The sequence below is a fragment of the Variovorax sp. LjRoot290 genome (assembly GCF_964253985.1).
Taxonomy (GTDB): Bacteria; Pseudomonadota; Gammaproteobacteria; order Burkholderiales; family Burkholderiaceae_C; genus Variovorax.
Window position 1 is genome coordinate 222,457 of record NZ_CAXURW020000001.1, and the last position, 13,793, is coordinate 236,249.

Below are 13,793 nucleotides of genomic sequence, written 5' to 3' on the forward strand. Positions count from 1 at the left end.
TGGGCCGAGCGGGCACGGGGCACGGGGGAGAATGGCCCCATGAATCTGCGCTTCGTCGAAGCTTTCCACTGGGCCGTGGCGCTCAAGAGCGTGACGCGCGCGGCCGAGAAGCTGCACCTCACGCAGTCCGCGCTGTCCAGCCGCATCGCCGCACTGGAGCGCGAGCTCGGCGTGCTGCTGCTCGACCGGCGCGACAAGCAGTTCCGCCTCACGGTGGCCGGCCAGCGCTTCCACCGCCTGGCGCAGCGGCTGCTGGAAATGCAGCAGCAGATCAAGTCCGAGATGGGATCGGGCACGGTGCGCGCGCAGGTGCTGCGCATCGGTGCGATCGAGTCGGTGGTCCACACCTGGCTGACCGACTGGCTCAAGCACATGCAGGCCACGCATCCGGACTTCGAGCTGGAGCTCACGGTGGAAACCACGCCGGTGCTGGTCGACCAGCTGCAGCGCGGCAAGCAGGACCTGGTGTTCGCCGCACTGCCGGCCAGCGGCGAGGGCGTGAGCACGCATGCACTGCCCACCATGGAAATGAGCTTCGTCGGGCACCAGGTGCTGCATCCGCGGCGGCTCTACAAGCTGCAGGACCTGTTCGGCTTCGACCTGCTGACCTTCCAGCGCGGCTCGCAGCCGCATGTGGCGCTGCTGGATCTGTTCAGGCGTGCCGGCCTGGAGACGCCGCGCGTGCATGCGATCTCGTCGATCTCTGCGATGGCGCAGCTGGTCGAGGCCGGCTTCGGCATCGCCACCTTGCCCAGGGCCGCGGCCGAGCATCTGGCGCTGCGGCTGCCGCTGCGCGTGCTGAAGTGCGACACCGCGCCGGCGCCGCTGCCGATCCACGCGAGCTACCGCGAAGACCCGACCTCGCACCTGACCGAGGCGGCGCTGGCCTCGGCCTTGCAGTTCGCGTCGCCCAAAACTGGGTCACATAAAAAATCGATGAGCTGAGCAAGAAATTTTGCGTTGGAGTTGGCGCGCGTTAATTTCCACAATGCGTCCCGTCACAGAGCTTTCACACACGAAAGCCTTTTACGAGGATGCACGATGCCCGCAGAACCTACCGCCAACACGAATGCCAGTCCGACCCTTGATGCCGCTTCCGATGCGCTGAGCGTCCGCCGCGCGGCGCGCAGCGGCGCGCTGGCCACGCATACCAGCGGCCTGGCCCGCGAGTACGTGCAGGGCAACGTGGTGATCCTGCCCGAGGCGCTGGCCGGCGATTTCCTGCGCTACTGCCAGCGCAACCCCAAGCCCTGTCCGCTGCTGGCGGTGTCCGAGCCCGGCGATCCGATGCTGCCCGGCCTGGGCGCGGAACTCGACATCCGCACCGACGTGCCGGCCTACCGCGTCTGGCGCGAGGGCGAACTGGTCGAGCAGCCCACCGACATCCGCACGCTGTGGCGCGACGACCTCGTGAGCTTCGTGATCGGCTGCTCCTTTTCCTTCGAGCATGCGCTCTTGGCCGACGGCATCCGGCTGCGCCACGTCGACCAGGGCCGCAACGTCGCGATGTACCGCACCCATATCCAGACCGCGCGCGCCGGCGCTTTCCACGGGCCGATGGTGGTGTCGATGCGGCCGCTCAAGGCCGCCGATGCGATCCGCGCGGTACAGATCACCTCTCGCATGCCCGAGGTCCATGGCGCCCCGGTGCATCTGGGCGACCCGGCCGCCATCGGCATCGCCGACCTGGCCCACCCCGACTACGGCGACGCGATTGAAATCCGCGCCGGCGAGATCCCCGTGTTCTGGGCCTGCGGCGTGACCCCGCAAGCGGCCATCGCCCAGGCCAAGCCGGCGTTCTGCATCACCCACGCACCGGGCGCCATGCTGGTGACCGACCTTCTCAACCGGCAGCTGGGCCGCTGCTGATCCCCATCCCAAGGAGACTCCCCATGAAGATTCGCTTCTCTGCCGCCCTCGTGGCTGCGCTGGCCGCCACCGCCGCCACGGCCCAGACCAAATGGGACCTGCCGTCCGGCTACGGCGCCAACACCTACCAGGTGCAGAACCTGCAGCAGTTCGCCGACGACGTGGACAAGGCCACCGCCGGCAAGCTCAAGATCGCGGTGCACCCCAACGCCTCGCTGTTCAAGGCCAACGAGATCAAGCGCGCCGTGCAGTCGGCGCAAACCCCGATCGGCGAATTCATCCTCTCCAGCGCCGCCAACGAAGCGCCGGTGTTCGGGCTCGATTCGGTCCCCTTCCTGGCCACCAGCTATGCCGAAGCCAGGCGCCTGCACGAGGTGTCGCAGCCCTACCTGACCAAGACGCTCGCGGCGCAAGGCCTGAAGCTGCTGTACGCCGTGCCGTGGCCGCCGCAGGGCCTGTACTCCATCAAGCCGGTGGCCTCGACCAAGGACTTGAAGGGCACCAAGATGCGCGCCTACAACCCGGCCACTTCGGCCATCGCGCAATCGGTCGGCGCGCAGCCGGTCACGATCCAGCTGGCCGAGCTCAGCGCGGCGCTGGCCACCGGCGGCGTCGACAACTTCCTGACTTCGAGTGCCAGCGGCGTGGACAGCAAGCTCTACGAGCAGGCCAAGTACTTCTACGACGTCAACGCCTGGCTGCCGCGCAACGCGGTGGTGGTGAACCAGAAGGCCTTCGACACGCTCGACAAGGCCACGCAGGACGCCGTGCTCAAGCAGGCCGCCGCCGCCGAGCAGCGCGGCTGGCGCATCAGCGAGGAAAAGGACGGCGAGTACATCAAGCAGCTGGCCGCCAAGGGCATGAAGATCGACGCCACCAGCGAAGTCCTCAAGCAGGAACTCAAGCTCGTCGGCACGCGCATGACCGAGGACTGGCTGCGCGTCGCCGGCGCCGATGGCAAGGCCATCGTGGACGCCTACAAGAAGTAAATCCCCCCACCGGAGACATCCATGCAAACACCGGCACCGAGTGCCACGGTGGAGGGAGCGGCGCGCCTGCCTTCCGACATCGGCACCTTCCCTGCGGCCAGCGCCACCGCGCTGCGCCGCCTGCTCGACGGCCTCTTCTTCGGTGCCGGCATCCTCGGCGCCGGCTGCGTGGCGCTGATCTGCCTGCTGATGGTGGTGCAGAGCCTGGGGCGCCAGTTCGACGTCGCCACCGGCGCCATCACCGACGTGGTGGCCTGGCTGTGCGCAGCAGCCGCCTTCCTGACCATGGCGCATGCCTTCAAGCACGGCGACTTCGTGCGCGTGACGCTGCTGCTGGAAAAGCTCGGACCCGGTGCACGCCGCGTGCTGGAGCTGCTCTCGCTGGGCATCGCGACGCTGGCCACCGCCTACCTGGCCTGGTGGGCCTGCAGGTTCACCTACGAGAGCTGGGCCTTCAACGAAGTGGCGCAAGGCCTGCTGCCGCTGCCGATCTGGATTCCGCAGCTGAGCTTTGCGCTGGGCGCGCTGCTGCTGGTGCTCGCAGTCGTCGACGAATTCGTCATCGTGCTGCGCGGCGGCGTCCCGACCTTTGTGCGACTGGTCGAGGAACGCCATGCGCAGGGCGACTTCTCTTCCGACCTTTGACCTGAGGCCCGAATCATGGACATCCTGATGGTCGGCGGCGTTCTGCTGCTGTTGATGCTGACGCTGCTCTCGGGCGGCGTGTGGATTGCGATGACGCTGGCCATCTGCGGCTGGGTCGGGCAGGCCTTCTTCACCTCGACCCAGCCGGGCCTGAACCTGTTCTCGGCCTTCTGGGAAAGCAACGCGAGCTGGGAGCTCGCCGCGCTGCCGCTCTTCATCTGGATGGGCGAGATCCTGTTCCGCACCAAGCTCAGCGAGGAGATGTTCGAGGGCCTGGCGCCCTGGCTCGGCCGCGTGCCGGGCCGGCTGATGCACACCACCATTCTGGGCTGCGGCATCTTCGGCTCGGTCTCGGGCTCCTCGGCCGCGACCTGCGCGACCATCGCCAAGGTGGCGCTGCCCGAGCTCAAGAAGCGCGGCTACGACGAGAAGATGGCGCTGGGCTCGCTGGCCACGGCCGGCACGTTGGGCATCCTGATCCCGCCCTCGATCACCATGGTGGTCTACGCGGTGGCGGCCGACGCCTCGATCATCCGCGTCTTCCTCGCGGGCTTCCTGCCCGGCTTCGTGCTGATGGCGCTGTTCTCGGGCTACATCATGTGGTGGGCGCTGCGCAACCCGAAGCGCATGCCGCCGGCCGAGCCCGCCATCGGCTTCATCGAGAAGCTGCGCCGCTCGCGCAACCTGATTCCCTGCGGCGCGCTGATCGTCTTTATCTGCTGGGCGCTGGTGGCCGGCTGGGCGACGGCCACCGAATGCGCGGCCTATGGCGTGGTCGGCGCGCTGGCGCTGGCCCTGTGGAGCCGGTCGCTCACCTGGCGCAACTTCGGCGAAGGCCTGATGGGCGCGGCCCGCACCAGCTGCATGATCATGTTCATCCTGGCCGGCGCCGCCTTCCTGACCAAGACCATGGCCTTCACCGGCATCCCGCGCGAGCTGGCGCTGTGGGTCGAGGCCATGCACCTGTCTCCCACGGCGCTGATCGCGGCGCTGGTGGTGGTGTACCTGGTGCTGGGCACCGCGCTCGACGGCATCAGCATGATCGTGCTCACGGCCGCCGTGGTGCTGCCGATGGTGCAGAAGGCCGGCTTCGACCTCGTCTGGTTCGGCATCTTCGTGGTGCTCTTGGTCGAGATCGCCGAGGTCACGCCGCCGGTGGGTTTCAACCTGTTCGTGCTGCAGAACATGACCGGCAAGGACAGCAACCTGATCGCCAAGGCCGCGATTCCTTTCTTCTTCTGCCTGGTGGTGTGCATCGCGCTGATCACGCTGTTCCCGGGCATCGTCACCTGGCTGCCCGACTACGTGATGGGCGTGGCGAAGTGATCGATCGCAGAACCCTTTGCGGCATGGCCTGCGCGAGCCTGCTGCCGGCGGCCCGCGCGCAGACCGTCTGGAAACTGGCCACCGGCTATCGGGCCGAGTCCTTCCATGGTGAGAACCTGCAGCAGTTTGCCGCCGACGCGGCGGCTGGCCCGGGCGGGCTGAGGATCGAACTGCACCCGAACAACAGCCTGTTCAAACTGAACGAGATCGCGCCGGCCGTGCGCGCGGGCAAGCTGGAAGCCGGCGAGACCATCATGGCGAGCCTGGTCAAGGACATGCCTGTCGCCGGCGCCGATGCGGTGCCCTTCATCGTGCGCAGCTATGCCGATGCCCGCCGCATGTGGCGCCACCAGCGGCCGGTGATCGAGGCCAGGTTCGCGGCAGCGGGGCTCAAGGTCCTCTACGCGGTGCCCTGGCCGCCGCAGGGGCTCTATACGCAGAAGCCAATCGCCCGCGCGGCCGACCTGCGCGGCGGCAGGATGCGCACCTACAACCGCACCACCGAGCGCATCGCCGAGCTGATGGGCGCCAGTGCCGTCGACGTCCCCATGGTCGAGGTCGGCAAGGCGCTCGCCGACGGCCGCATCGACAGCATGATCACCTCGGCCGTGACCGGCGTGGAGAACCGGGTCTGGGACCACGTCAGGCACTACTACGAGATCAATGCCTGGTTCCCCAAGAACATCGTGTTCGCCGGCGAGGCTGCCTTCAAGGCGCTGCCGGCACCCGCGCAGCGCAGCCTGATGAACGCCGCCGAGGCCGCCGAAGCACGCGGCTGGGCTGCCAGCGAAAGGGTCGCCGCCACCTCGGTCGATGAACTTCGCCGGCGCGGCATGAAGGTCGAGCCCATCCCGCCGGATCTGCTCACCGACGTCAAGCGCCTGGGCGAGCGCTTCTCGCTCGAATGGGTGCGCGAGGTCGGCGCCGACGCCAACACCATCTTCGTTCCCTACTTCACCCAGCAATGAACAAGCAAGCACACTCCCTCTGGCAGTTCTGGATCGACCGCGGCGGCACCTTCACCGACCTGGTGGGCCGCGCGCCCGACGGCACGCTGCACACCCTCAAGATGCTCTCGGAAAACCCCGAGCACTACCGCGATGCGGCCGTCGAAGGCATCCGCCGCCTGCTCGGCCTGAAAGCCGGCGAGCTGATCACCCCCGAGCGCGTCGAGTGCGTGAAGATGGGCACCACGGTCGCCACCAACGCGCTGCTGGAGCGCAAGGGCGACCGCACGGTGCTGGTCACCACGCGCGGCTTTCGCGATGCGCTGCGCATCGCCACCCAGGCGCGCCCGCGCCTGTTCGACCGCCACATCGTGCTGCCCGAACTGCTGTACGAGCGCGTGATCGAGGCGAAGGAGCGCATCGGTGCCCAGGGCGACGTGGTCCAGGCGCTGGACGAAGCGGCCCTGCGCGCCTCGCTGCAGGCCGCCTTCGACGCCGGCATCCGCGCCTGCGCCATCGTCTTCATGCATGGCTGGCGCTACACCGCGCACGAGCTCGCGGCCGAGCGGATCGCACGCGCCATCGGCTTCACCCAGGTCTCGGCATCGCACAAGACCAGCCCGTTGATGAAGCTGGTGCCGCGCGGCGACACCACGGTGGTCGATGCCTACCTCTCGCCCATCCTGCGCCGCTATGTCGACCAGGTGGCGGCGCAGATGCCGGGCGTGCGCCTGTTCTTCATGCAGAGCTCGGGCGGCCTCACGCAGGCGCAGCGCTTCCAGGGCAAGGACGCCATTCTTTCCGGCCCGGCCGGCGGCATCGTCGGCATGGTGCGCACGGCAGTGCAGGCCGGACACGAGAAGGTGATCGGCTTCGACATGGGCGGCACCTCGACCGATGTTTCTCACTACGCGGGCGAGTTCGAACGCGCCTTCGAAACCCAGGTGGCCGGCGTGCGCATGCGCGCGCCGATGATGAGCATCCACACCGTGGCGGCCGGCGGCGGCTCGGTGATCCGCTTCGACGGCGCGCGCCTGCGTGTCGGCCCCGAATCGGCCGGCGCCAACCCCGGCCCCGCGAGCTACCGGCGCGGTGGGCCGCTCGCCACCACCGATGCCAACGTGCTGCTAGGAAAGATCCAGCCGGCCTGGTTCCCCAAGGTGTTCGGCCCCGCGGCCGACGAGGCGCTGGATCGCGAGGCGGCGAGGCAGCGCTTCGAAGCCATGGCACAAGAGATGAGCGACGCCACCGGCCGCAGCGTGAGCGCCGAGGACGTGGCCAGCGGCGCCTTGCAGATCGCGGTGGCGAGCATGGCCAACGCGATCAAGCGCATCTCGGTGGCGCGCGGCTACGACGTCACGCATTACACGCTGCAGTGCTTCGGCGGAGCCGGCGGCCAGCATGCCTGCCTGGTGGCCGACGCGCTGGGCATGAGCACCGTGTACGCGCATCCGTTCGCCGGCGTGCTGTCGGCCTACGGCATGGGCCTGGCCGACCAGATCGCGATGCGCGAGGCGGCGGTGGAGCGCCAGCTCGACGCCGCGGGTCTCGCAGCGGCGGCCGAGGCCGCCGGGCGCCTGCGTGCCGCGGCCGAAGACGAGCTGGCAGCGCAGGGCGTCGGCCGCGCCGGCATCGAAAGCTTCCATCGCGTGCAGGTGCGCTACGAGGGCACCGACACCGCGCTGCCTTGCACGCTGCCGTTGAGCATGACGCCCGACGAAGCGGTCGCCGCGATCAGCGACGAGTTCGCGCAGGCCTACCGCCAGCGCTTCGCTTTCCTGATGCCGGATCGGGCGCTGGTGATCGAAGCCGTCTCGGTCGAGGCCGTGGGCGCCGGCGAACGCAGCGTATCGGCGCCGCAGGCCGATCCGGCCGAGGGCCATCGGCCCGAGCCGGCCAGCCACGTCTCGATGTACTGCCAGGCCGACGAGCAGCCGGCCGGCTGGCGCCAGGCGGCCCTCCATGTGGGCGAGTCGCTGGCCCCCGGCGCACGCATCGACGGCCCGGCGATCCTGGCCGGCAAGAACGCCACCACCGTGGTCGAACCGGGCTGGCAGGCGCGCGTCACCGCGCTCGGCGTCGAGCTGAAGCGCATCAAGCCGCGCGTATCGGCCCACGCAGTGGGCACCGAGGCCGACCCGGTGATGCTGGAGGTGTTCAACAACCTGTTCATGAACATCGCCGAGCAGATGGGTCTCCGGCTGTCGAACACGGCCTACTCGGTCAACATCAAGGAGCGGCTCGACTTCTCGTGCGCGCTGTTCGACGCCACCGGCAACCTGATCGCCAATGCGCCGCACATGCCGGTGCACCTGGGCTCGATGAGCGAATCGATCAAGACCGTGATCGACGGCAACCTCGGCATGCGTGCGGGCGACGTGTATGTGCTCAACGATCCCTACCACGGCGGCACGCATTTGCCCGACATCACGATCGTCACGCCGGTGTATCTGGAGCAGCAAGACGCCAGGCCGTCCTTCTTTGTCGCCTCGCGCGGCCACCATGCCGACATCGGCGGCATCACGCCCGGCTCAATGCCGCCGTTCTCGACCACCATCGCCGACGAAGGCGTGCTGATCGACAACTTCAAGCTGGTCGACCAGGGCCTGCTGCGCGAGGAGGAACTGCGCGCGCTGCTGGCCGGCGGCGCCCATCCCTCGCGCAACATCGAGCAGAACCTGGCCGACCTGCGGGCCCAGATCGCCGCCAACGAAAAAGGCGTGCAGGAACTCAGGGCGATGGTCGCGCAGTACGGCCGCGCCACGGTGGCCGCCTACATGCAGCATGTGCAGGACAACGCCGAGGAGTCGGTGCGCCGCGTGATCACCGCGCTGTCCGACGGCGAGTTCACGCTGCCGCTGGACAACGGCGCGCAGATCCGGGTGCGGGTGCGCGTGAACACCACCGCGCGCAGCGCGACGGTCGACTTCAGCGGCACCAGCGCGCAGCTCTCCAACAACTTCAACGCGCCCAGGTCGATCACCATGGCTGCCGTGCTCTACGTGTTTCGCACGCTGGTGGACGACGACATTCCGCTCAACGCCGGCTGCCTGAAGCCGATCCACGTGGTGGTGCCCGAAGGCTGCATGCTCAACCCGACGCCGCCGGCCGCCGTGGTGGCCGGCAACGTGGAGACCTCGAGCTGCGTGACCAACGCGCTGTACGGCGCGCTGGGCGTGATGGCGGCCAGCCAGTGCACGATGAACAACTTCACCTTCGGCAACGCGCAGCACCAGTACTACGAAACCATCTCGGGCGGTTCGGGCGCCGGCTCGGGCTTCGACGGCACCAGCGTCGTGCAGACCCACATGACCAACTCGCGCCTGACCGATCCCGAGGTGCTGGAATTCCGCTACCCGGTGCGGCTCGACAGTTACGAGATCCGCGCGCGCTCGGGCGGCGCCGGCCGCTGGCGCGGCGGCGACGGCGGCGTGCGCAGGATCCGCTTCCTGGAGCCGATGACCGCATCGATACTCAGCAACGGCCGCGACCACGGCGCCTTCGGCATGGCCGGCGGCCAGCCGGGTGCCGTCGGCATCAACCGAGTCGAGCGCGCCGACGGGCGCATCGAAGCGCTGGGCCACAGCGCGCAGGTCGAGATGGCGGTGAACGACGTGTTCGTGATCGAAACGCCGGCAGGCGGCGGCTACGGCACGGCCTAGACGGGTTCGCGGCGCGTGCCGGTGTGGCCGTTCAGCAGCGCCGGCACTTCGCTGCGTCCGATGCCGAGGTCGAGCAGCTCGTGCTCGCTCATGGCCGCGAGCTGCAGCGCCTGGTGGCGCTCGCGGCGCTTGGCCAGCGCACGCGCGAACCAGTCGATAAAGGCTTGCAGCGGTTCCTTTGCGGGCAGATTCATCCTGAGTTCCATCGCGTCTCTCCTTGAGATGCAGCGATGGTGCGACGCCGCGTGCTATTGTGGAAGTTGAGATTTCTGAAGCCACCAATCAGGATTCCTGATGCGACAGCTGAACCTGGACCAACTCCGCACCCTGGTATCGATCTCCGATCTGGGCACCTTCTCCGCCGCCGCGCAGGCGCTGCACCTCGCGCAGCCGACGGTGAGCCTGCACATCAGCGAGCTCGAATCGCGGCTCGGCGCGCCGCTGGTGGTGCGCGGCAGCCGGCGCGTGACGCCCACCGCGGCCGGCGCGGCGCTGGTGGAGCGCGCGCGACGCCTGTTGCGCGATGCCGACGAGGCGGTCGATGCGGTGCGGCGCCAGGCCGAAGGGCGCGTGGGCCGCGTGCGCCTGGGCACCTCGACCGGCGTGGTGGTCGACCTGCTGCCGCAGGTGCTCGAAGCGCTGGAGGAGCACCACGCGGGGATCGACGTCGAGGTCAGCATCCTCGGTTCGAACGAGGCGATGTCGCGGCTGGCGGCCGGCACGCTCGACATCGGCCTGGTCGCGATGCCGCAGCCGCCGCTGCGCGACCTGGTGGTCACGCACTGGCGCAGCCAGGCCATGATGGCTTTCGTGCCGCAGCGCTGGAAGGCGCCGAAACGGGCCACGCCGCAGTGGCTGGCCGCGCAGCCCTTGATCTTCAACGACGCCACCACCCACATGTATCGGCTGACGATGGAATGGTTCGCCGCCGCCGGCCACTCGCCGCGCGCCCGCATCGAGCTCAACTACGACGCGGCGATCCGAAGCCTGGTGGCCGCCGGCTACGGCGCCGCGCTGCTGCCGCTGCAGCAGACCACCGATGCGCCGCTCAACGAGCGCATGCAGGTCCTGCCGCTTTCCCCGCGCCTGGTGCGCCGGCTCGGCATCGCGCACCGGCCGCGCGCCACGCTCGACGGCGCCACCGAGAGCGTGCTTGAAATCCTCGCGCGCTTCGGGCAGGCCTAGGCCGTGGCGGCGTGGTGCTCCAGCCGGGCGCGGTCCAGCAGCTCGATGCTGCGGTAGCCCACGCGCAGCGTCCCGTCCTCTTCCCACAGCTTCAGTTGCCGGTTCACGCTCTGGCGCGAAACACCGAGCATGAAGGCGAGGTCTTCCTGCGACACGGCGAGCAGGGTACTGCCGGCGCGCGCATCCAGCGTCAACAGCCGATGCGCGAGCCGGACCGGCAGCGGCATCAGGATTGCGTCGTCGATCCAGGCCAGGGCCTGTCGCAGGCGCAGGCACACCAGCCGCGTGAACGCCATGTGCACGTCCGGACGCGTCGCGATCAGGTGGTGGAAGTCGCTCGCGGCCACCACCGCCATCTCGGTGGCGTCGACAGCGCAGGTGTCGTACACGCGCTCGCGTCCGACCAGGAGCGATACTTCGCCGAACCAGTGGCCGGGCTCGAGCATCGAGATCACTGCCTCGCGCCCGCCGGAGGCGACCACGCTCACGCGCAGCGAACCGCTCACCACGCCGAACAAGGCATCGGGCGAGGAGCCCTTGTGGAAAAGCGAATCGCCGCGTGCCAGCGTCCGGCGATGGGCCACGGCGAGCAGGGTTTGCTGAATGTCTTCGGGCAGGCGCATGTCGTCTGCGCCTTGGCCGGGCGGGGGCGTCGAGTCTGGCATTGCGGGTTTCTCCGGAGAAGCAACTGCCAACAAAGGACAGTCTGCGCGCAGACGCCTGCCGATAGTACCCACGATGAACAACCCCACACCACTCCAAGCGCTGCGCGAGCGACTCGTGCTCGACCATTTCGCCGACGAAACCCGGCAGGACTTCGATGCCGTGCTCGGCACCTTTCCGCATCCGCACTACGAACTCATCGCCAGCGGCGAGGTGCACGACGGCATCGACAAGGTGCGTGCGTACTACGCCGAGACGCGCAAGGCCTTTCCGGATCAGCGCCACGAGATCATCCGGCTGCGCCACGCCGACGATTCGGTGGTCGTCGAGTTCTGGCTGCTGGGCACCCATCGCGGGCCGCTCAAGGGCCTGCCGCCGACGGGCAATGCCTTCCGCTGCCGGATGGTCGCGTTCTTCATCTTCGAGGGCGAGCGGCTGGTGTGCGAGCGCGTCTACTACGACACGCTCAGCATGCTCCGGCAGCTGCTGGTCGGCATGCCGAGTGCGGCGCTGCCGGGTTTGATCGGAGCGCTGCTCGGCCAGCCCCGGGCCGAGGCGGCGACTGGGGCGGCGCTGGCCTGATCGCGCCATGAACGCAATCGATCTCAAGGAGCGCCATGCCGTCGTCACCGGCGGCGCGCGCGGCATCGGGCTGGCCATTGCACGTCGTTACCTGGAGGCCGGCGCGAGCGTCGCGCTGTGGGACCTCGAAGCCGGCGCACTCGCCGAGGCCCGTGAGCTGCTGGCGCCGCTCGGGCGGGTGCACACTGCGGTGGTCGACGTGCGGCAGGAGGCGCAGATCGAACAGGCCGCGCAAGAGTCGCACGAGGCCTTCGGCGACGTGCACATCCTGGTCAACAACGCGGGCGTGCTCGGCCCGGTGGCGCCGAGCTGGGACTACACGCCGGCGCAATGGCGCGAGGTGCTGGACATCAATCTCACGGGCGCGTACCTCTGTTGCCGTGCGCTGGTGCCCCCCCATGCGGGCCGTGCGCAGCCGCGAGCCAAGGCGGGACCCGGGCGCACCGGCGAGGCAGCGCGTGATCAACATCGCCTCGGTGGCCGGCAAGGAGGGCAATGCCTTCAATGCCGCCTACTCGGCATCCAAGGCCGGGCTGATCGCCTTCACCAAATCGCTGGCCAAGGAGCTCGCCGGCGACGGCGTGCTGGTCAACTGCATCACGCCGGCCTCGGCCGACACCGCGATCTTTGCCGGCGTTCCGCCCGAGCACCGCGAAGAGATGCGCCGCGTACTGCTGGGGCGTGTACCGATGGCACGCTTCGTCGAAGTCGACGAGGTCGCCGCCATGGCCTGCTGGCTCGCTTCGGCCGACTGCTCCTTCAGCACCGGCGCCGTGTTCGACATTTCGGGCGGGCGCTCGGTCTACTGAGCGGCACCCGGATCAAGAAAAGAGGAGACAAGCCATGATCCGCGATCCCCATCGGATCGGCCTGCTGCCGATCACCGACTTCGACGGCGCCCGCAGCGCGCCGATGCCGCAGGACCGGCTGCGTGCGCTGCGCCATCGCGGCGCACAGTTCCGCGAGCGCTTTCTCGACGAAGCGCCGGTGCGTTGCGCGCGCAGCGTCGACCTGCTGCGCATCCCGTATCCGGCCTGGTACGCCTTCAGCGGCGTGTATGCGCAGCAGCTGCTGAAGCCGCACATGGTCCACCTGCTGTCGCGCACCGTGTTGATCCAGTTCAAGGACTTCGAAGGCCAGCTTCGCACGCTGCTCTTCACGCCGGCCGACTTCGAGGCCGGCGGCGAGACACCCTATTTCAAGCGGCTGAGCGAGCAGACGCCGAAATTCCTGCACAGCACCATCGCACCGATCTATTCGACCGTGCCGCAGGCCCTGGCGAACATGGGCGTGGCGCCGGCGCAGATCGACTACATCAGCTATGACCACCTGCACACGCAGGACCTGAGGCGTTGGCTCGGCACCGGCACGACGCCGGGCCTCATGCCCAACGCGAAGCTGCTGGTGCATCGGCAGGAGCTTGCGAGCGTGCAGGGCCTGCTGCCCGTGCAGGCCGACTGGTACTGCCCGCACGGGCTGGACGGCATTCCGGCCGAACGCATCCTCGGCTTCGGGGGCAGCGTGCAACTGGGCCGCGGCGTGGCGCTGGTGCATACGCCCGGCCATACCGAAGGCAACCATTCGCTGGTGTACCGCACGCCCGACGGCATCCGCGTGAGCAGCGAGAACGGCGTGTCGGCCGACAGCTGGGCGCCCGAGCATTCGCGCCACAACGGCATTCGCCGCTACGCTCTTGCCACGGGCGCGGAAGCGATCCTCAACGGCAACACGCAGGAAGGCAGCAACGACCAGTACCTCTCGATGGTGCTCGAGAAGACCATCGCCGGCGCCTCGGCCACGCACGAGTTCAGCAACGTCGTGCCGTCGAGCGAGTGCACGCCGCACTGGCTGTTCCCGGGGGCGCCCGCGAGCCACCTGTGGGGCGAGACCGCCTTTGGCACGCCGGTGGCGGCCTGAGACGCGCG

Annotated in this window: 13 protein-coding genes and 1 pseudogene; 12 read left to right on the forward strand and 2 right to left on the reverse strand. The window is 68.9% G+C overall.

The window, feature by feature from the left end; genetic code table 11:
* Positions 1 to 39: 39 nt before the first annotated feature.
* The 7 genes from ACSQ9A_RS01195 to ACSQ9A_RS01225 all read left to right on the forward strand — a co-directional run bounded on the left by ACSQ9A_RS01195 (position 40) and on the right by ACSQ9A_RS01225 (position 9,438).
* Positions 40 to 945, forward strand: coding sequence for a LysR family transcriptional regulator (locus ACSQ9A_RS01195; RefSeq protein WP_093104436.1), 906 nt, complete (start codon positions 40 to 42; stop codon positions 943 to 945).
* 96 nt (positions 946 to 1,041) lie between these two features.
* Complete coding sequence (locus ACSQ9A_RS01200; protein WP_436292305.1) at positions 1,042 to 1,869, forward strand: putative hydro-lyase; 828 nt, start codon at positions 1,042 to 1,044, stop codon at positions 1,867 to 1,869.
* Between the two features lie 23 nt (positions 1,870 to 1,892).
* A complete protein-coding gene (locus tag ACSQ9A_RS01205) occupies positions 1,893 to 2,858 on the forward strand; it encodes a TRAP transporter substrate-binding protein (RefSeq protein ID WP_093104433.1) in 966 nt (321 codons plus the stop codon).
* A gap of 111 nt (positions 2,859 to 2,969) precedes the next feature.
* Positions 2,970 to 3,503 carry a TRAP transporter small permease gene (locus ACSQ9A_RS01210; RefSeq protein WP_436292407.1) on the forward strand — a complete coding sequence of 178 codons (534 nt, stop codon included), beginning with the start codon at positions 2,970 to 2,972 and terminating at the stop codon, positions 3,501 to 3,503.
* Between the two features lie 15 nt (positions 3,504 to 3,518).
* Positions 3,519 to 4,829, forward strand: a complete 1,311-nt coding sequence (locus tag ACSQ9A_RS01215; RefSeq protein ID WP_436302398.1) for a TRAP transporter large permease — start codon at positions 3,519 to 3,521, stop codon at positions 4,827 to 4,829.
* Positions 4,826 to 5,797 carry a TRAP transporter substrate-binding protein gene (locus ACSQ9A_RS01220; protein ID WP_436302399.1) on the forward strand — a complete coding sequence of 324 codons (972 nt, stop codon included), beginning with the start codon at positions 4,826 to 4,828 and terminating at the stop codon, positions 5,795 to 5,797. The genes ACSQ9A_RS01215 and ACSQ9A_RS01220 overlap by 4 nt, the downstream gene beginning before the upstream one ends.
* Positions 5,794 to 9,438 carry a hydantoinase B/oxoprolinase family protein gene (locus ACSQ9A_RS01225; protein WP_436302400.1) on the forward strand — a complete coding sequence of 1,215 codons (3,645 nt, stop codon included), beginning with the start codon at positions 5,794 to 5,796 and terminating at the stop codon, positions 9,436 to 9,438. The genes ACSQ9A_RS01220 and ACSQ9A_RS01225 overlap by 4 nt, the downstream gene beginning before the upstream one ends.
* On the opposite strand, the gene ACSQ9A_RS01230 is transcribed toward ACSQ9A_RS01225, so the two are convergent.
* On the reverse strand, positions 9,435 to 9,644 hold the full coding sequence (locus tag ACSQ9A_RS01230) for a DUF1127 domain-containing protein (RefSeq protein WP_436302401.1): 210 nt from the start codon (positions 9,642 to 9,644) through the stop codon (positions 9,435 to 9,437). The two genes, ACSQ9A_RS01225 and ACSQ9A_RS01230, sit on opposite strands and share 4 nt — an antisense overlap.
* Before the next feature lie 88 nt (positions 9,645 to 9,732).
* Here ACSQ9A_RS01230 and ACSQ9A_RS01235 point away from each other — a divergent pair, with 88 nt between their 5' ends.
* Positions 9,733 to 10,623: a LysR family transcriptional regulator gene (locus ACSQ9A_RS01235; protein ID WP_436302402.1), complete on the forward strand. Its 891-nt coding sequence runs from the start codon at positions 9,733 to 9,735 to the stop codon at positions 10,621 to 10,623.
* Here the strand turns inward: ACSQ9A_RS01235 and ACSQ9A_RS01240 are convergent.
* Positions 10,620 to 11,288 carry a Crp/Fnr family transcriptional regulator gene (locus ACSQ9A_RS01240; RefSeq protein ID WP_093104425.1) on the reverse strand — a complete coding sequence of 223 codons (669 nt, stop codon included), beginning with the start codon at positions 11,286 to 11,288 and terminating at the stop codon, positions 10,620 to 10,622. The two genes, ACSQ9A_RS01235 and ACSQ9A_RS01240, sit on opposite strands and share 4 nt — an antisense overlap.
* A gap of 73 nt (positions 11,289 to 11,361) precedes the next feature.
* Here ACSQ9A_RS01240 and ACSQ9A_RS01245 point away from each other — a divergent pair, with 73 nt between their 5' ends.
* The 4 genes and pseudogenes from ACSQ9A_RS01245 (at position 11,362) to ACSQ9A_RS01260 (ending at position 13,785) form a co-directional block, all read left to right on the forward strand.
* Positions 11,362 to 11,868, forward strand: coding sequence for an ester cyclase (locus ACSQ9A_RS01245; protein WP_436302403.1), 507 nt, complete (start codon positions 11,362 to 11,364; stop codon positions 11,866 to 11,868).
* A gap of 7 nt (positions 11,869 to 11,875) precedes the next feature.
* Positions 11,876 to 12,205, forward strand: a pseudogene (locus ACSQ9A_RS01250) (SDR family NAD(P)-dependent oxidoreductase); the annotation flags it as partial.
* Between the two features lie 121 nt (positions 12,206 to 12,326).
* A complete protein-coding gene (locus ACSQ9A_RS01255; RefSeq protein WP_436302404.1) occupies positions 12,327 to 12,677 on the forward strand; it encodes an SDR family oxidoreductase in 351 nt (116 codons plus the stop codon).
* 34 nt (positions 12,678 to 12,711) lie between these two features.
* On the forward strand, positions 12,712 to 13,785 hold the full coding sequence (locus tag ACSQ9A_RS01260; protein WP_436302405.1) for a hypothetical protein: 1,074 nt from the start codon (positions 12,712 to 12,714) through the stop codon (positions 13,783 to 13,785).
* Positions 13,786 to 13,793: the final 8 nt, after the last annotated feature.